Origin of the sequence: Desulfovibrio sp. JC010 (assembly GCF_010470675.1) — a bacterium.
Classification (GTDB): Bacteria; Desulfobacterota; Desulfovibrionia; order Desulfovibrionales; family Desulfovibrionaceae; genus Maridesulfovibrio.
The window spans coordinates 161,885-180,406 of sequence record NZ_VOIQ01000001.1; the positions used below are offsets into that span (position 1 = coordinate 161,885).

Below are 18,522 nucleotides of genomic sequence, written 5' to 3' on the forward strand. Positions count from 1 at the left end.
AACGGAAACGTCAGGATCAACACATGTCAGTATCGCTCAAACTCAAAGCTGTATCTTTTCTTTACGGTCTCGGCTGGAAGGCCGCCATCCCTTTTCTCAAGAAAAATGACAGGTTAAGGGAAGGATTCGACCGCAGAACCCTCAAACACAGCCTGCCGCCCCGTGCGGATGTCTGGATTCAGGCCGCTTCAGCCGGTGAAGCCAAGATAGCTTCCCGAATCATGGAAAATATCTCCATGGCCGGCCCGACCAAATTCCTGCTGACCACCAATACAGCGCAGGGAATGTCCGAGATAGAACGGACTGCATACAGACTGAGCCCCAATCCGCGCAATGTTTCCGCTGCCACAACCTATTTTCCCTTTGACAGCCCGGAGATCGCCCGCAAGGCCCTTGAAGCTGTGCGCCCCAAGCTGGTAGTGCTCATCGAGACTGAAATCTGGCCCGGCTTCCTTTCCGCCTGCAAAGAGCTCGGCGTAAAAGTGATCATTGTCAACGGACGCATGACCACCAAGAGCCTTGCCGGATACATGGCCCTGCCGGAATTTTTCCGTTCCGTGGCTCCGCAGGAAATCCTCGCCATTTCCGAAGACGATGCCACCCGCTTCAAGACCCTTTTTGAGATCGAAAAAGTCTCAACCATGCCCAATGTCAAGTTTGACAGCACCGGAACAGCAGCGGCAGTGCCCTACACCGCCAACCCGCTTTCCTCCATCTTCCGCCCCAAGACCCCGTTCATCATTCTCGGCTCGGTGCGCAAGGAGGAGGAATCACAGGTGCTCAAGCTGGCTGAGGGACTGAAAAAAGAACGCCCCAAGACCGTGATCGGTCTTTTCCCGCGCCACATGCACCGTATTGAGGCATGGAAGAAGATGCTTGAAGACGCAGGTCTGCCGTGGGTGCTGCGCTCAGAAATAGAGAGCACCGTACCCTTTGGCCATGTGGTTCTCTGGGATGTGTTCGGTGAAATGCAGTCCGCGTTCTCCCTTGCCCGTGCGGCCTTCATCGGCGGATCGCTGGCCCCGGTGGGCGGACAGAATTTCCTTGAGCCGCTCATGCACGGCGTGACCCCGGTCATCGGACCCTACTGGTCCAATTTCACATGGATCGGCGAAGAAATTTTCGAAAAGAAACTGGCCCGTCAGGAACAGGATTGGCAGGGAGTGCTTCAAGGCCTCCTTGACATCAGCAAAAAAGCCTTCAAGCCTGAAAAGGTCAAAAAAGATTTCGAAAAATATCTCGCAGACATGCGCGGCGGAACTGACGCTGTTTGCGAAGCTATTAAAAGGAACATTTAATGCCTTCGGCGATTAAAATGCAGAATTATTGCTAACTTCAAAACTAAACAACTGAAACGTTTTGGGATTCTTAAACCCTTTTGGAAAAGGGTTTAAGCCGCCGGAGGCGAAATCAGTTAATAAAAGCGCGTAGCGCAGCAAATAGGTCTTTTTAGTAAATGAGTATAACTTACGGTTGTTATGGAATAATTCCCGCTAGATATGACTCTAGCCGCTTTCCGGGCAAACCCCTGGCAGATATCTGCGGCAAGCCCATGTTCTGGCATGTCTGGAACCGCGCTTCAAAATGCCCGGAGATGGACAAGGTTGTGCTGGCTACGGACAGCGAAGTCATCATGGAAGCGGCGCAGAAACACGGTGTCCCGGCAGTAATGACCAGATCCGACCACAGCACCGGAACAGACCGGGTGCTGGAGGCGGCCCGCAAGCTTGATTTGCCCTCTGATTCCGTAGTGGTCAATATTCAGGGCGATGAACCCTGCCTTGAGCCGGCAATGATCAGCGAACTGGTCTCGCCCTTTGCCAAAGACGGGGTCCGGGTGACCACACTGGCCGCTTCAATCAGTGCACAGGAAGCCCAAAGTCCGGACCGGGTAAAAGTAGCACTTGCAAAAGATGGCCGGGCGTTATACTTTTCCCGCTCACCCATTCCATTTTCCCATCAGGGTGACGGGGATTACCTTCTACATATCGGCCTTTACGGTTTCCGCATGGAAACCCTTGAAACCTTTGCCGGCACGGACGCTTCGCCTCTGGAAAAAAGAGAGCGGCTGGAACAGCTCCGACTGCTGGAAAACGGAATACCCATCCATGTCACCATCACCGAGCACTCCTGCCACGGGGTGGACCGTCCCGAAGACCTGGATACAGCCATTAAGATTCTTGAGAGGGAGAAAATATGAAAGCCATACTGGCACTTGAAGACGGCACCTATTTCGAAGGAACCTCCTTTACCGGCCCCGGCGAATCCGGCGGCGAAGCCATCTTCAATACCGGCATGACCGGATATCAGGAAGTCCTTACCGACCCCTCCTACACCGGACAGATGGTCTGCATGACCTATCCGCTTATCGGCAACTACGGCATCACCAAAGAAGACATCGAATCCGCAAAAGTCCACGTTGCCGCCTTTATCGTTAAAGAATGCTGCAAGCATCCTTCCAACTGGCGTTCTGTAATGTCCCTGCCCGACTACCTCAAGGAAGCAGGAGTCATGGGCATTGAGGGCATCGACACCCGCGCCCTGACCCGCCATCTGCGCCTGAACGGTGCCATGCGCGGCATTATTTCCACCGAAGAACTCGATCCTGCCAAACTGGCAGAAAAAGCCAGGCAGCTGCCCACCATGGAAGGCCAGAACCTTGCCGACACCGTAACTTCCGAAAGCTGCTACGTATGGGAAAACGGCAAGCCTGTTCCGGTTGAAGTTCTTACCGGCTACAACTGGAGCAACAAAAAACCCCGTCTTGTGCTTATTGATTACGGTGTGAAATGGAACATCCTGCGTCTGCTGGATGAGCAGGGTTTCGAAGTCCTTTCCGTGCCCTCTCACTACAGCGAAGAACAGGTCCGGGCACTTGAACCTGACGCAATTTTCCTTTCCAACGGTCCCGGCGACCCGGCAGTTCTCGATCAGGCTGTGACCAACGCAAAGTCCTATTGTGAAGACTTCCCCGTAGCGGGAATCTGCCTCGGTCACCAGATTCTGGGGCAGGCTCTCGGAGGTAAAGCCTTCAAGCTGAAGTTCGGCCATCACGGCTGCAACCACCCTGTTATGGACATGGAAAGTAAAAAAATCGAAATTTCTTCGCAAAACCACGGCTTTTGCGTTGACATTTCCGACTGTTCCGATCTTAAAATCACCCACAAGAACCTTAACGACGAAACTCTGGAAGGCTTTGCTCACAAAACCAAGCCGATCATCGCCATCCAGTTTCACCCGGAAGCAGCTCCCGGCCCGCACGACAGCTGCTACTTCTTCGCCAGATTCCGTAATCTGGTAAAAGAAGCAACCGGTAAATAAACAGCGCTAAACACGTCGGAGACAAATATGTCCGGTGAACTGACCACTGCCAGAAAAAAACTGGCAACCGTATCTTCCCTGCTCAAGCAGCAGAAGGCCATGCCTGCGGTTCAGGCAACCTATGATGCAGTTGTAATTATGCTCAAAGGCGGCCTGATGAAAGCTGAACGAGAGGAATTTCAGGAGCTGATCGACAGCACTGTACACATCCTCAACAGCGATAAAAAGCTTCGGGAAGATTATCCGCTCATCATCAACTACGCCCCCGGCGGAGAAAAAGAGCTTCTGGAAACACTGCGCGAGCTTCTGCAGGAATTGCAGAAAAAGGTCAGTGACGGTGCCCAGTTGATGCTGGCCGCCATGGAGAAGCGCAAAAGGGAGCAACTGGAAAAAGGTCAGGCTCTTATTGAAGAGGGCAAAACCGACGAAGCGCAAAAACTCTTTGATGCCCTGATCAGGGAATTCAAGGACGATACCGAACTTCGTGCTGACATAGCAGATAAATTCATTAAAGCCGGACTGTATAACGAGGCTCTTGGATACCTTGAAGAGGCACTCAAAAACGATCCCAATGCGATTTTTCTCTATAACCGTATCGGAATTGTACTGCGCAAAATGAAAGACTTTGAAGCAGCTGAAAAATACTACCTCAGGGCTTTGAAGATTAATAATAAAGACGAATATCTCTACTTCAACACCGGTCGCCTTTATTACGACTGGAAAAACTGGGAAAAAATGGGCAAAGCCGCTAAAATGGCACTCAAAATCAATCCCAACTTTGCCGAAGCAGAGAAGATGCTCAAGTTTGCCAAGAAGAAACTGAGTTAAAAGATGCCTCCGGCGGCCCTCCGGGGGCCAAAGAACCCTTTTGCAAAAGGGTTCTCTGGACTCTCCCAAAACCTTTTATTACGCTTCGCGACTAGCGCGGCTGGGCGTCATTTTAAATAAATTCAAAAGGAGGACTGTTTTCAGTCCTCCTTTTTTTGATGGAAATACACATGAAGTATATTTTGCTGGACCGTGACGGAACAATCATCGTTGATAAGCATTATTTAAGTGACCCTGAAGGTGTGGAACTTTTCCCGAACACCGCACAGGGGCTGAAGATCATGCAGGACGCCGGATACGGACTTCTGGTAACCACCAACCAGTCCGGGATCGGTCGCGGGTATTATTCGGAAGCGGATATGCATGCGGTGAACGCGCGTATGGCAGAGCTTCTGGCCGGGTACGGGATCGAATTCAAGGAAGTCTATTTCTGTCCCCACGCACCGGATCAGGAATGCGACTGCCGCAAACCCGCGACGGGCATGTTTGATCAGGCCATTGCCGAATTCGGCCTGAATCCCGAAGAATGCTATGTTATCGGAGATAAACTCTGTGATGTGGAACTGGGCATGGCCCGCAAGGCTAAATCCATTCTGGTCCGCACAGGCAAGGGACAGAAGGAAGAACCGAAATGCATCGGCAAGGCGGACTACATTGCCGATGATCTGCTGGATGCTGCGGAGTTTATCAAAGGAACTGCAAATGAATAAAATTCTTACCCTGAAACAATTTCAGGACCTTGCGCTTGAAATGATATCCCTTGAACCGCATGTGGAAGTTACTGCTGAAAATTTCCATATGGGAGACGAGGACAGGGGCATTGAAAAAGTTGCCGAGGTTTATGGATTCTCCCGCCATGGCAAACCGGGCTATGAGATTATTTTCGACTGGGTAGCCAAGGGCAATCTGGACGGATTCCTCATCGATATGTTCGATTTCAGTATTGAAACATACAACAAGGGTGACTTCTGCCCGACCTTCAAAGGCGCGGTGGTACTGGACGATTACAAGGAACCGTTCGAAGGACACGAAGTAGCCCAGAAAATCATGGAACTGGTCACCCCCGAACAATGGACCAAATGGATCGTGGAATATCTGCCGGAGCCGAGAATGCTGGTAGACATGGATGATTAAATCTCGCTTCCGGTCACACCTTGGCGAAGCCTTATTAAAAGTTTTGGGAGAGTCCAGAGAACCTTTTTTCAAAAAGGTTCTTTGGCCGCCGGAGGCAAAATCAAATTATCAAAAAGCGCGATAGCGCATCAAAATCAAGCCCCCGGCAAGGCCGCCGGAGGCTTTAATTGGTTCGACTAAAGTTTCTGAGCCGATACCAGCATGATGCCTTTGCTGGAATCACTCCACGTGCGGCGGAAATTTCCGAACCCGCAATCGCGTAACTCACTTTCCAGTACATCCGGTTCAATAAAGTGAGAGAAGTACCCCGCGAAAGTGGTGATAACTTCCAGCGAGGCAATGGTCTGGGTAGACATAGGACTTCCGGTCTTGGCGTAATGGTTGGCGCAGAACCAGCCTCCGGACCGGATGGAACGCGCGATCTTTTCCAGCAGCGGTTTCATATTTCCCTGGCAGGCATAAAGCACGTGCGAGGCAAAGATAAGGTCAAAATCCTTTTGCGGAAGCTCGTCTTCACGCATATCAAGCCCCACTGCGCTGATCCGCCCCCCGTAACCTTTTTCGCGGCAACGCTCCTCTGCCAGAGGGACAACATGAGGCAGATCCAGAATCATGCCGTCCATCTTAGGGTTACGGGCCAGAAGCGACATGGTGTAATTACCGTGATTGCCGCCCAAATCTCCCATGAGCCGGAAATCCTCAAAACCCGGCAGATTGCTGATGGCATATATTGTTTCATGCAGTCCGCTGCTTAATGATTCCTGCGCTGTTCCTTCCATGGCTTCAGCCGCCCCCCAATTGCTGTCACTTTCGTCCCGCTTATTGGCCTTACCTTTAAGCAGATCCCCCATATCCCGGTTCACCGCAGCGCAGAAATCCATGGTCAGCCCCATAGCCAACCCCTGATAAAGCGGCGAACTGCTGACCAGATATTCAGTTGAAAGATGAGTATTGGAAAACAGGCCATCCGCACTCTGCACCAGATCGCAGGCCTGCAACAGATCCAGCATGGCTCTGAGCTTGAGTTCATCAAATTCAAAATATTCAGCCAGCTCTTTCGCTGTTGCAGGCTTCATCTCAAGAGCGTCAAAAAGCTTGAATTTTACGGCCTCAATTATGGCCTGTGAAGTCACGCCGCGAATAATCAGGCCGTGTACCGGTGAAAAATCCTGTTCAGGTATGGGATAGTTCATAAAATCCTCCAGAAGTGTTTAGCAACTAAACACTATCGGTAAAAAAATTATTTTAGATAGTTATCCATCCATTCATTCATCTTGCTACAGATATCGTCGAACACTTGCAGCTCCTTATCATCCATAGCTTGCAGGTAGGCTATGAATTCACGGTCATGATCCAGATGAAACTTGTAATGGTTGTCGCTGGCTTTTTTGCCCAGCTCGGTCAACTGTAATACCACCTTTGATCCGTTTTCCGGGTCCGGTTCTTTAACCATCAGCCCTTTCCTGACCAGCTTGCTGACCAGCTGTGAAGTGGCACCCTTGGTAACCCCGGACTCGCGGGCCAGTTCGGTAACTCCGCATCCTCCCAACCGATCCACAGCTGAAAGGGTATGTATTTCCGAAGGGTAAAGCTTGATACCGATACCGAAATCAAAAGCTTTACGCTCGATCATGTTGTACTTGACCAGCACACGCCCGCATTCACGCATATGGGGAATTATTTCTTCTATGGTTCTCACAATTTCAGTGTTTAGCTGCTAAACAGTTTTCTGTCAACCATGAATTTACAAACAATATGACTATTGCTACATATACTCTATGGAAAAAGTATTTAACGGGCCGGGGAAAAAAACCTTATTTTTGTTTTATGTGCTGCTGCTGTTCATGGCCTGCATGAACACTTCGGCACATGCCGAAGTAACGCAGTTTCCCATTGCCGATCCCTACAAAGCTACCATTTTCGGCACCCCGCCGGAATTGATGTATAAATTAAAAGAACCGACCAGCCCTGATGAATGCGAAATACTCATTGAAGAACGCAGGATTCCGAACATTTTCTGGTATGATGAAAAATTTTATTACTCCACGGCAATGCAGGATGAAGAAGCTCCCCTGCTGTTCATTATTGCCGGGACCGGATCGGAGCATGATTCCGCTAAAATGCGCTTCCTGACCCAGCTTTTTTATGAAGCCGGATTCCATGTGGTGGCTCTTTCCTCGCCCACGCATATGAATTTCGTGGTCAGTTTTTCCAAATACGGTGCTCCCGGCTATGTCCCCCATGATGTGGAGGACCTGTACCGGGCCATGAAATGGATCAAGGCCGACCTTGAAGAAGATCACTCGATCAGAAATTACAGTATCACCGGATACAGTCTGGGGGGTATGCATTCGGCCTTCCTCGCCAAGATGGATGAGGAACGCAAGGATTTCCATTTCCGGCGGGTGCTCATGCTCAATCCCCCGGTCAGCCTGTACACTTCCGCATTGCGCTTTGATTCATGGCTCAGCCCGGAGAATCTCGGCAACAAAACTCCCCGGCAGGTCATCGACGAACTGATCGAGGCTTTCTCCGAAATCTACGTTCATTCCAATGTTGTGGACCTTGATGACAACTTCCTTTACGCCCTCTCGCAGCACACCAATTTTTCCAACATGGACATGAAGGCCATCATTGCCGCCGCGTTCAGGATGTCTTCATCAAGCATGATTTTCAGTTCCGATGTCTGTCTCAATGCCGGTTACGTCGTCCCGGTAAACAGGCATCTCGGTGTAGGCGATAATCTTATGCCCTACCACCGCACTGCTGCGGCCATTACCTTTGAAGATTACATGGATGAATACCTGCTGCCCTACCTGCAATTTCTCAAACCGGGCACCACCAAAGGCGAGCTGGTAAAAAACTGTGACCTGGACAGCATCAGGGAATACCTGAACACATCAGAAAAAATATTCGTGCTCGGCAATGAAGATGACATCATTCTGGATAACGCGGACTTGGAGTTCCTGAAAAAAACATTCGGTTACCGGGCCACTTTCTTTCCCCGTGGCGGGCATTGCGGGAACATAATGTTCGGGCCATATGCCCGTAAAGCGCAGGAGCTGATCAAATGATGCGTAGACTTTTCAGCTTCATGCTGCTCCTCCTGCTGCTTCAAGGCTGCGCCACCATCAGCAGGGAAGACCCCTCGCTTACTTTGAAACCGCAAGGTTTTATAGCTCCGGTCTCCCGCGCTCCGCTTAAGGGGATGACCAAGAGCAAAGAAGCAAACCTTGATTTCCTTGATGTCTACGATCCGTGGGATTCCATGAACCGCCACATCTATTCTTTCAACGCCCGCTTTGACCGCTCCATTTACCTTCCGGCGGTGGATGTTTACACCACGGTGCTGCCCTCTCCCGTACGCAAGAGCGTGACCAACGCGGTCAACAACCTCAATGAGGTAAAATCCTTTACCAACGGCATCCTCCAGTTCAGCGGAGACAAAACAGCGCGGGCCTTTACCCGCTTTGTGATCAACTCCTCCATCGGGCTGCTGGGCATATTCGATGTTGCTTCCATGTGGGATTTAAAAAGCATGGAAACAGGTTTCGCCGACACACTCGGAGTCTGGGGAGTACCGCCCGGACCATACGTGGTCCTGCCCTTGATGGGACCGTCCAGCGTGCGTGATACAGGCGGCTCTCTGGGAGATTTCGCCCTGCTCTGGTACGAAATGAACTGGGTTTACGACCTTGCCGGAGTCACGGACGGACGCACGGCCATCGGAATCGGTGAATCCACCGTTCGCGGCTTGAACCTGCGCGCCAATGTGCCCTTTCGCTACTACCAGACCGGATCGCCCTTTGAGTACGATATGGTCCGCTTTCTTTACAGCAAAAAGCGCGAGCTTGATATGCAACGCGAAGAACTGGGAACCACCCCGCCGGGCAAGCCGTACATGAAAAAGAAATTTGATACGCCCCGTAAAAACCGGGAGCCTGAGAAGAATTAATTTAAAGGCCTCCGGCGGCCCTTCGGGGACCAAAGAACCCTTTTGAAAAAGGGTTCTCTGGACTCTCCTAAAACTTTTAGTAGGGCTTCGCCGATTAGAACGAAAAATTGTTGCTCACGATAAAATCAAACAACTAAAACGTTTTGGGAATCTTAAACCCTTTTGGAAAAGGGTTTGAGGCCCCCGGCAGGGCCGCCGGAGGCATATCTTTAATGACTATCAATCTTGGGCCTTTTGCGCTCATTGGGAACTTCAAAAACCAGTGTAGCGGTCTTCTTTTCCTGCAGAAAATCAGGGCTGTCCTTGATGGGCTTCTTCTTGGTAAAGAAACGCACGAACCAGCGTCCGCTTACGTCGATGGGCAGCTTGATCTTTCCATCATAAATTTTCTCGCGTTGGATATACATATCTTCGGCCTGAGTGGAGAACCCCATGTAGGTGGCGTCCCAGTAGCCGTCCCCCTTGTATGGTTTGCCGTCCATGTAGACCTGCATTTCAAGCACATCTCCTTTCTTGAGCATGGATACATCCCTGGCCGGAACCAGCTCCATGGGCATACCTACTATTGCCGGGAAAACGGCAGAAGGATTTTCGCAGACCACGTAAGTCTTGGTCCACTGGCTGCTGCGCAGGCTGGATACAATCTTTGAAGCCCGGTCCGCAACGCTGCTCATGGGTTTGATGGAATGACGCTTGCGGTCTTTCTTGTCCATCCAGGTAGTGAAATGACCGGGATTGGTGGCTGCGGTAAGAACATATGTTCCGGGCATATCATAATTGATTACATAGGAATGCAGCGATTTCTCATCGCGGAGTTTCACATCGTAGCTGTTGGAATCGGGTTTGATGACAGTCACGTGGTTGAGCTTCTTCATACGTACAGCATCATCCACCGGAATATGATGCCCGTAGCAGAAAAAGAGCGGGGAATTCTTACCTTCGGAAACATGATAACGCCCGGCCTGAATATACAGGGAGTGGGCCGACGCCACCGCAGGCAAGAATACGGCCAAAGCCATAAAGAGAGAGAACATTTTTTTAAGCATCTGGTGATCCTTTTATGTCGTTACAATTAGTTGAGGGTTACGAGAGGTAACGAAATTCGTTTTCATTTTCAAGCAATTCCGATTTATTTATATTTTGGCAATAAAACTTCAACTTACTCCATTCTGCTGAAACGAGTGCGGTATTCGCGAGGACTCAGCCCGGTCATGCTCTTAAATAAACGCCGAAACGACGAGGGGTTGTCGTAGCCTACACGGGCTGTAATTTCTTCCACGCCTTTGGAACTTACTTCCAGCAGATGACGGGCAGCCTCAATGCGTAATTGCTGAAGATAATTATTGGGAGTCATGCCCGTGGCTTTCTTGAAACGGCGCAGGAATGTGCGTTCACCAAGGCCCGCCTTTTCAGCAAATATCCGTGTGGATGCCGGAAGATGGTAATTTTCCTGCATCCATTCCTGCACCCGGCCAATCTCTTTATCTGTAAAACTGCTCTCTTCGGTCTTATTGTCGAACATGAAATAAGGAGTCTGCACATCACGGGTGGAATCCATGACCAATATTTTTGCACAATCAGCAGCCACTTCACGCCCCATAAACCGGGCCACAATATGCAAAGCCAAATCCTGCCAGGCCATAGCCCCCCCGGCACAGATATAACCTCCGCCGTCAATGAGCATGCGCCGGGGCTGCAAATCCACCTCCGCAAAACGGGCGGAAAAATCCGGGGCCAGCTTCCAATGGGTGGTGGCCGGCTTACCGTCCAGCAGACCGGCCCGGGCCACAAGAAATGATCCGGCACAGGCTGAAGCAAGAATGGTCCCCTGCCCTTCCAGTTCCGCAATGCGTGCGATGAACGGCTCATTCTCCAGCAATACATCTATGGGGCCGAAAACCGGAGGAATGACCAGAATGTCTGGCCGGATATCCATAATACTCCCGCACACCTGCAAGGGAATCCCCACATATCCGCTGATATTTTTCCCGTCCGGGCTGACAATCTTCAGCCCGGCAAACAAATCCTTAGCAGAGGATTCCGAGGTGAGGGTATTGGCAATGCTAAAAATCTCCAGCACCCCGGAGACAGCACTGACCAGACAATCATCATAGGCTAAGACTGCAACGTTTTTCATCTGCGCATTGTCATTTACAGCACGCTTATTGTCAATATCGCCACTTAAAAATCAGTCTGATTCTGCCAGAATGAGCTCAACTTAAACACAAAACCTCAACAAGGAGCATAAAAATGGGCAAGAGAGCATTGATCATCATCGACATCCAGAACGACTATTTCCCCGGTGGTAAATTCACCCTTGAGAACAGCGAGCAGGCCGGGGCAAAGGCCGCACAGGTCCTTGAGTTTTTCAGGAAAACCGGACAGCCGGTAATCCATATCCAACACATTTCCGTACGGGAAGGCTCTTTCTTTTTCCTGCCGAAAACCGCAGGGGTTAAAATCCATGACTGCGTAGAGCCGCTTGAAACTGAAACCGTGATCCTTAAAAACTTCCCCAACAGCTTCCGGGAAACCTCACTTCAGGGCGAACTGCAAAAACTGGACGTGGATGAACTGGTCATCTGCGGCATGATGAGCAACATGTGCGTGGACGCCACCACCCGCGCTGCTGCAGATATGGGATACAAATGCACAGTAGTGCATGATGCATGCTGCGGTGCAGCCCTTGAGTTCGACGGGGTTAAAGCCGGGTCCGCAGAAGTCCATGCCGGATTTATGGCTTCGCTGGGGATGTTTTATGCGCAGATGATCAGCGCGGAAGATCTGCTCGGCTAACGCACATTCTGAACCCGGATGTAAAGCACCAGCCCGAGCATGGTCAGCCCAATGCCGGACCAGCCCAGCATGCCGGGCAACGCTCCGTGCAAAAGGACCACCTCTCCGGCCAAAGAAAAAAGCACTTCCATGGATTGGGTGCAATCTGCCGCGGCCAGTTCTGCCGCGCTCCGGGCCTTGTGCCGGGCGTAAAGAAACAGGCTGGTCGCGGCAATGCCTGAAAACACAGCCACCAACGCGGTATTGAGAATTTGACCGGACTGCGGAAGCGGAGGTTGGGTAAAGAGGATCAGCCCGACCCACAGCGGCAGGGAACCGAGGGTCAGCAGCAGCACGCGACAGAAGGGATCATCCATGGCCGGATCATCCAGAGCGGGGATGCGTCCGCTGCCGCCGTTACGGGCTTCCCAGACCAACTGATTGCCGAAAGGATAGGCAAAGGCGGCGGCAAAGACCGGGACAGCCCCCAGAAGCACCGCGTTCCACGAACTGTCTTCCACGCTCTCCAGATTTACCAGCAGCACCCCGGCAAAGATGATTAAAGTCAGCAATATGGCCCGCAAAGGCACTTTTTTGCCGAATCCCAGCAGCACCAGCGGAGTGGCCAGAATGGTTGTCTGCCATGTGGCGGCCACCACCCAGCCGGGGGTATAGGATGCGCTGAAGGTGATCAGGGCATAGAAAACCCCGAACCCGACACCGCCCGCAAGAGTCCAGAATTTCAAGTGCTTCAGGTAAAGCCTGAATGAACCTGCCAGCAGATTGCGGCGAAAAATCCCCAGCCCGGCAAAAAGAAAAATCAGCATCCAGAAATAGCGCAGACTGGCCGACCATACCCAATGCCCGCCCTCTAAACTCATGGCCCGGTTGAGCACAAAAGTGGAACTGAAAAACAAAGCGGCCAGAACGCCGGTCAGGATGATCTTCATCAAACTCTCCAATCTCTTTATTTACATCCCGCCGCTCTGATCACATCAGACAATTTGAGAAGTTCATCGGCAGTGGGAATATAGCCGCGCTGGAATGAAGGAGCATGTACGCGCCTGCGGAAATAATCCTGCGCCCACTGGACTACCGCCGGATTAAAAAATCCGGGATTATTCAAAACAATGTACGCCTTGCCCGCGCCATCCTCTTTTTCCGCCTGATGGGAAAAATTGGATTCATGGATATGGTGGATATATAGAGGCTGGGCAATATGTTTAAATTTTCCCCCGGCCATCAAACATTGCACCCAGTAGTCCCAATCTTCGTAAGTCGTATTTTCCCGGTAACGGACCCCGGTATCCCATAATTCCCTGCGATACAGCGCACAGGGGGCAACGGTATTCTGGGTCCGCAGCTGGACCGGATTAAAATCAGGCAGAAAACGGTTGAATGATTTATCCGGGGTGGTTTCAAGATAATCTGAATAAGACACTGAAAACTTGGGATTCGATTCCAGAACATCAACATGTGTTTCCAGAAACTCCGGCAGCAATTCATCATCGGGATCAAGGCTGAGCAGATATTTACCGGCCGCTTTTGCCAGCCCCGTGTTACGAACCGGGCCGGGCCTGCCGGTTCTGGGCGGGGTCAGAATTTCAAAACTTCGGCACGCAAGTTTAGCTGCCCATTTCCGGGCCTGTTCAAGGGAATCATCACTGCTGCCGTCATCCACAAAAATTATTTCCACGTCTTTCAGCGACATGGTCTGACCTGCAAGAGAGCCGTAAAAACGGTCGGCAAATCGTCCGTAATTGTAATTGGGTATGATGATGGAAATCAGGGCCATGAGATGAGAAGTACACCACACAGCCATAACAACGCAAGCAGTCCGGCACAAGCATAGACAAATCAAGCATATTTAATTGCTAAGAATAGCACATTCATATAAAGACACAAATAACAGAAGCAACATATTAACCCCCTACTTATAAAATGCCAAAATTTTCATACTTAGTTAATAGATTAAATATTGTTGATTTGGATCTTCTTGAACATAGTGGATCAAAACGAATTAGGACAGATGAAGATATAATCAAAATCCTTGGGTTAAGTGCGCAAGAACTCTACGACTCCCCACAAAAAGCAAAGAAAAACAAATATGTTTGGTCAATTCGTGATGTCAAACATTTTCCGAGTGGGGTAGCTGCAATGTCTGAAATTGTGCTATTTAAACTGATAAAATCATTAACTGAAAAGGAAGGCGTGATCGTTACCCGAAACACAACAGAAGAAGGGATTTCTAGAACTCACCCACCTTCAGCTGATGCGATCGCACATATTATTGTGCATATGGGGAGGCATTTGGTTGCAATTGAAAATGTTCATCAAATCACAAATTCAGATGCATGGAAAACAAACTTCTATAACATCTCCAATAAAGCATCTACCAACAATGGATATTGTTCCTATTTAGACTTTGAAGATAAACCTAGTGCCGATGAAATTTTTAAAGAATTTTCATTATTTGAGAAAATTACTAGACTTAAAATTGCCTTACGTCTCCCTAATCCAGAATGGAATATGGCAACAAAGGCATTGTATGAGAAGCTAAAAAAAGGAAACATCCGTGAGTATATGCAAGACATGAAAAGTCCTACGGGCCTTTCAAAAGAAATAACAGAACTTCCATACGCCAGCCTCGCAATGGCACAGCTAGGATACAAAGATGGAACTGTAACCCTTGAAGGGGTTAAAGACGGTAAGCTTGATAAAAAAATAACAGGTGCAAAGGCCGAGATTCGACACATTGACATGGAAAAATCTCTTACATCAAGTATGCTGAATTCTACTGGGAATAGCCAACTTAGAGCTGTTCAGGCTATTTGTGAAAACCTTGAACAGGTAGACAATGAAAACAACAAATAAAATAAGAACATACTTAAGCTCTTTAGTACTTAGTATGCTCATAACATTTATAGCCATTAAATTTGGACTTGCTGCTTTAGTAATAAAATTCATTAAAAACAATACAATTCAATCCTCAATTTTCTGTGCATCATTCCTCGCAGTCAACCTAACTATATACTATAAAACTATTGAGAAAATAAAATCTGGAGATTTTGCACAATGGCTCCGCTACAATAATGCACTGAGTTACATGCTAAATTCTTCATGGTTTCCAACTCTACCAACTTTAGCGTCTCTCATCTTAATCATATGTCTTCCATCTACAGCCACAACTGAATTCTTAGAAATGACTACAATCTTTTTTATATCCTACTCCCTAGTTGAAACATTTACGTCAATCACGAACTTATCAGAGTTAATAAATTTAGAAGTCGCATTTACTACTGAGTTAAAAAAAGAAAAAAATATAACCTCCCAACACGAAAAATAAATAAAATTTAAAGAAAGACTCAAAACCAGAAAACTTACTTGAATAACTTTAAATACTCACCGTAGCCTTGAGCCTCCAGTTCTTCCAGCGGGATGAACCGCAGAGCGGCGGAATTAATGCAGTAACGCAGCCCTGTAGGCTGCGGGCCGTCTTCAAAGACATGCCCGAGATGAGAATCGGCCTTACGGGAGCGGACTTCGATTCGGGCCATAAAAAAGGAACGGTCTTCCTTTTCAACCACTCCCTGCCCTTCAATGGGCCGGGTAAAGCTAGGCCAGCCCGTGCCGGAGTCAAACTTATCGCGCGAACTGAAAAGCGGCTCCCCGGAAACAACATCCACATAAATGCCCTCGCGATGGTTATCCCAGAAATCGTTATTAAAAGCAGGCTCAGTGCCGTCTTCACGGACCACCTTGAACTGCAGCGGGGTCAGAGTCTCGCGTAGCGCAGCATCATCCGGGCGCGTGTAATCATCCCTCCCGCCGGAAGGAGGGGCTATATCCTGCTTTTTTTCAGCCCAATGCTCCTCCACAAAAGAATCCCTGCCGGACATGAAGCGGTACCAATTGTAACGCACAGGATTCTTCCTGTAGTAATCCTGATGATATTCCTCGGCCCGGTAAAACTTCGCAAAGGGGATCAGCTTTGTTGCCAGCGGCTGATCAAAAACACCGGACCCGTCAATTTCCAGCAGGACTTCCCCGGCTATCTTCTTCTGCTCTTGGTCATGATAAAAGATTGCCGAGGTATATTGTTCGCCGCGGTCATTGAACGAACCACCGGGGTCAGTGGGGTCATGATGCTTCATGAAAACCAGCAGCATTTCCCTGTAGCTTATTTTTTGAGGATCATAACGGACCTGCACCACCTCAAGATGACCGGATTTTCCAGTGCTGACCCGCTCGTAAGTGGGATTCTCCACATGGCCGCCCGAGTAGCCGGAAACAACTTCGAGAACTCCGTCCTCTTTTTCAAGGTCCGACTCTACACACCAGAAGCATCCCCCGGCCACAGTTGCGGTTTCAAAATTCTCAACTTTATTTTGCATCGTAATTTCTCCATTATTCGCGATTGCCAAAGCATGCCCGGTGAACATCACCAATATTAAGAATAAAAACGGCATCAATTTATTCATAAAAACACCTTACTTTAAATAATTATCATTACTACTAAATAAAAATAAATTAGCTAAAGTCAATCGCTAAAAAAACAAAAACGCAGTCCCGAAGGACTGCGCTGATCAAAGACACATTCTAATCCCGGCTATTTTACCGGAAAATTGAAATATGTATCCGGGTATGGCTCATACTGAAGAGTAAAATGCCACCACTCTTCTTTAAGGGGCCTGAAGCCGTTGCGAACCATTGTTTCCCGCAACAAAGCGCGATTGGCGCGCACCTGTATGCCCATCTCTTTATTGGCAGGCCATGATTTAGGACCGAAATAATCAAAGCCCGTACCCATATCAAGTTCCTGCCCGGTCTTGAGGTCAATAATAGTCAGGTCCACGGTGGACCCTCTGGAATGCCCGGACTTTTCCGCAATATATCCATCCCGGAAAAGATTCTTTTTCTGCACATCAGGGTAGTAGCGGGCTTTCATGCGGGTATCATCCAGATCCTTTGCCCAGCGCACAAAATGGAGAACAGCATCCTGCGGTCGGTAGCCGTCAAAAATTTTGAGTCCCAGCCCGAAAGGCGCAAGGTCCTTTTGGACCCCGGCAAGGGCGGCAGCCGCATCGCGGCTCAGGATGATGCGCGGAACATGATAGCCGTCAATACGTTCACCGACAAAATTATCCGTCCCGAAATAGCGCACATCATAAACCGCTCCCGGAATAATCCGGTCCAGATAACAGAAATCCGCAGGCAAATTGTCTTCCCCGCAAAAAGCAGGAAATACTGACGCAAAAAATAATAACAAACTGGAACAGAAAATCATAATTTTCCTGATACGCATGGAGCCTCCGCAAGATTAATCAATCCACACAACATGCAATGCAACTGATAAAACCAAAATAAATTGCGATATATTTAAATAGAAGATATTCATATTTAATGGACTTGACCACATAAAAAACAAACAATTATGCCAGAATCAAGATTCTTTCATACTTACACCTGCCGCACAACTATCATCAGATTTTCTGCTGCCCTTTTTCTGGTAGCATATTTACTGTGTTCCCCTGCGATAGGCCATGCCCAAAAAACAATCGTGGTCATCCCCAAAGCGACAATCCTTAATTTCTGGAAAATACTCTGTGTCGGCGCGCATGACGCTATCAAGGGCCAAGACATCAATCTCATCTGGCGCGGCCCAAGAGTGGAAAACAAATCCAAAGCACAGCAACACCTGCTGAAGTTCTACACTGACAAAAAGGTAGAAGCCATTGTCATAGCTCCGGCAGATAAAGAAAAACTTAATCAGGATATTGAAGAAGCCGTACAAGCAGGCATCAAGGTAGTGATAATAGACTCCCCGGTAACTACAACAGCCCCCCAGACCTATATTGCAACAGACAATTACAAGGCCGGGGAACTTGGTGCCCAAATGCTGGCAGGAAAAATAAAGAGCACAGGTCCCATACTACTCATTGGTCATACCCCGGAAAACGGAGCTTCATTTTTACGGGAAAAGGGCTTTATCGACAGGATTAATGAACTCTTACCGGGACAGTCCGTGATCAGGCTGCACATGGAAAACGGCAGCGAAAGGGAAACAAGAATCGCTGCGGGGGAAATTCTAAATGCCCTGCCCTCCATTGCCGGTATATTCGCAGTGAATGAACCGACATCAGACGGTGTACTCCATGTGCTCAGTAAACACCCGGATATCAGCATTCCTTTTATCGCTTTTGACAATAACAAAAATCTGGTTCAGGGAATAAAAGACGGCAAAGTAAGTGGACTGATCGCCCAAAAACCGTATGCATTGGGTTTCTTTGGGGTTAACGCAGCCATTGACCTGATAGACGGGAAAAAAGTTGGTAGAACCATGGAAAGTCCGGTTACCGTAATAACTCAGGACAACGTTAACATATCCAGCACATTAAAATGCCTGCAAAAAATGACCGAAAGAGAAAAAGCGGTCTGCCCCATCTGCTTCAATTAAAAAAAAGACTGACAAATAAGCCAGCCTTCAATTCTCAACCTATTGCTTTATT

General features: G+C 49.0%; 19 protein-coding genes. 11 read left to right on the plus strand and 8 right to left on the minus strand.

Annotation, left to right across the window (positions count from 1 at the left end; translation table 11 throughout):
• The first annotated feature begins 23 nt into the window (after positions 1-23).
• From FMR86_RS00800 to FMR86_RS00825, 6 genes are all read left to right on the plus strand, one after another.
• The gene (locus FMR86_RS00800) at positions 24-1,298 is read left to right on the plus strand and encodes a 3-deoxy-D-manno-octulosonic acid transferase (protein ID WP_163349169.1); all 1,275 of its coding nucleotides are present in this window, start codon (positions 24-26) and stop codon (positions 1,296-1,298) included.
• Between the two features lie 158 nt (positions 1,299-1,456).
• On the plus strand, positions 1,457-2,200 hold the full coding sequence (gene kdsB, locus FMR86_RS00805) for a 3-deoxy-manno-octulosonate cytidylyltransferase (protein WP_163349170.1): 744 nt from the start codon (positions 1,457-1,459) through the stop codon (positions 2,198-2,200).
• Positions 2,197-3,321: a glutamine-hydrolyzing carbamoyl-phosphate synthase small subunit gene (carA, locus tag FMR86_RS00810; protein WP_163349171.1), complete on the plus strand. Its 1,125-nt coding sequence runs from the start codon at positions 2,197-2,199 to the stop codon at positions 3,319-3,321. Before kdsB ends, carA begins: the two co-directional genes overlap by 4 nt.
• Before the next feature lie 27 nt (positions 3,322-3,348).
• Positions 3,349-4,149, plus strand: a complete 801-nt coding sequence (locus FMR86_RS00815; RefSeq protein ID WP_163349172.1) for a tetratricopeptide repeat protein — start codon at positions 3,349-3,351, stop codon at positions 4,147-4,149.
• A 170-nt stretch (positions 4,150-4,319) separates the two neighbouring features.
• Positions 4,320-4,859, plus strand: a complete 540-nt coding sequence (locus FMR86_RS00820; protein ID WP_203544741.1) for an HAD-IIIA family hydrolase — start codon at positions 4,320-4,322, stop codon at positions 4,857-4,859.
• Positions 4,852-5,283: a hypothetical protein gene (locus FMR86_RS00825; RefSeq protein ID WP_163349173.1), complete on the plus strand. Its 432-nt coding sequence runs from the start codon at positions 4,852-4,854 to the stop codon at positions 5,281-5,283. Before FMR86_RS00820 ends, FMR86_RS00825 begins: the two co-directional genes overlap by 8 nt.
• 176 nt (positions 5,284-5,459) lie before the next feature.
• On the opposite strand, the gene FMR86_RS00830 is transcribed toward FMR86_RS00825, so the two are convergent.
• Together FMR86_RS00830 and FMR86_RS00835 are read right to left on the minus strand one after the other, a co-directional pair.
• A complete protein-coding gene (locus FMR86_RS00830; RefSeq protein ID WP_163349174.1) occupies positions 5,460-6,476 on the minus strand; it encodes a methyltransferase in 1,017 nt (338 codons plus the stop codon).
• Between the two features lie 47 nt (positions 6,477-6,523).
• Positions 6,524-6,982 (minus strand): MarR family winged helix-turn-helix transcriptional regulator, encoded by a 459-nt coding sequence (locus FMR86_RS00835; protein ID WP_163349175.1) that lies wholly within the window; start codon positions 6,980-6,982, stop codon positions 6,524-6,526.
• A gap of 79 nt (positions 6,983-7,061) precedes the next feature.
• Between FMR86_RS00835 and FMR86_RS00840 the strand changes: the two genes are divergently transcribed.
• Positions 7,062-8,357 carry an alpha/beta fold hydrolase gene (locus tag FMR86_RS00840; RefSeq protein WP_163349176.1) on the plus strand — a complete coding sequence of 432 codons (1,296 nt, stop codon included), beginning with the start codon at positions 7,062-7,064 and terminating at the stop codon, positions 8,355-8,357.
• Positions 8,354-9,238, plus strand: coding sequence for a VacJ family lipoprotein (locus FMR86_RS00845; RefSeq protein WP_163349177.1), 885 nt, complete (start codon positions 8,354-8,356; stop codon positions 9,236-9,238). Before FMR86_RS00840 ends, FMR86_RS00845 begins: the two co-directional genes overlap by 4 nt.
• A 209-nt stretch (positions 9,239-9,447) precedes the next feature.
• On the opposite strand, the gene FMR86_RS00850 is transcribed toward FMR86_RS00845, so the two are convergent.
• Positions 9,448-10,284, minus strand: coding sequence for a DUF4198 domain-containing protein (locus FMR86_RS00850; RefSeq protein WP_163349178.1), 837 nt, complete (start codon positions 10,282-10,284; stop codon positions 9,448-9,450).
• A gap of 113 nt (positions 10,285-10,397) precedes the next feature.
• Positions 10,398-11,375: a GlxA family transcriptional regulator gene (locus FMR86_RS00855; protein ID WP_163349179.1), complete on the minus strand. Its 978-nt coding sequence runs from the start codon at positions 11,373-11,375 to the stop codon at positions 10,398-10,400.
• A 113-nt stretch (positions 11,376-11,488) separates the two neighbouring features.
• Between FMR86_RS00855 and FMR86_RS00860 the strand changes: the two genes are divergently transcribed.
• A complete protein-coding gene (locus FMR86_RS00860) occupies positions 11,489-12,034 on the plus strand; it encodes a cysteine hydrolase family protein (RefSeq protein WP_163349180.1) in 546 nt (181 codons plus the stop codon).
• Here FMR86_RS00860 and FMR86_RS00865 read toward each other — a convergent pair.
• Together FMR86_RS00865 and FMR86_RS00870 are read right to left on the minus strand one after the other, a co-directional pair.
• Entirely contained in the window at positions 12,031-12,963 is a 933-nt protein-coding gene (locus tag FMR86_RS00865; protein ID WP_203544742.1) for a multidrug resistance efflux transporter family protein, read from the minus strand. The genes FMR86_RS00860 and FMR86_RS00865 overlap by 4 nt on opposite strands.
• Before the next feature lie 17 nt (positions 12,964-12,980).
• Entirely contained in the window at positions 12,981-13,835 is an 855-nt protein-coding gene (locus FMR86_RS00870) for a glycosyltransferase family A protein (RefSeq protein ID WP_239057100.1), read from the minus strand.
• Positions 13,836-13,954: 119 nt separating this feature from the next.
• Between FMR86_RS00870 and FMR86_RS00875 the strand changes: the two genes are divergently transcribed.
• Complete coding sequence (locus FMR86_RS00875) at positions 13,955-14,887, plus strand: hypothetical protein (RefSeq protein ID WP_163349182.1); 933 nt, start codon at positions 13,955-13,957, stop codon at positions 14,885-14,887.
• Between the two features lie 506 nt (positions 14,888-15,393).
• On the opposite strand, the gene msrB is transcribed toward FMR86_RS00875, so the two are convergent.
• Positions 15,394-16,407 (minus strand): peptide-methionine (R)-S-oxide reductase MsrB, encoded by a 1,014-nt coding sequence (gene msrB, locus FMR86_RS00880; protein ID WP_239057101.1) that lies wholly within the window; start codon positions 16,405-16,407, stop codon positions 15,394-15,396.
• A 215-nt stretch (positions 16,408-16,622) separates the two neighbouring features.
• Complete coding sequence (locus FMR86_RS00885; RefSeq protein ID WP_239057102.1) at positions 16,623-17,231, minus strand: M15 family metallopeptidase; 609 nt, start codon at positions 17,229-17,231, stop codon at positions 16,623-16,625.
• Between the two features lie 216 nt (positions 17,232-17,447).
• On the opposite strand from FMR86_RS00885, the gene FMR86_RS00890 reads away from it, so the two are divergent.
• Positions 17,448-18,470, plus strand: coding sequence for a substrate-binding domain-containing protein (locus FMR86_RS00890; RefSeq protein WP_163349184.1), 1,023 nt, complete (start codon positions 17,448-17,450; stop codon positions 18,468-18,470).
• Positions 18,471-18,522: the final 52 nt, after the last annotated feature.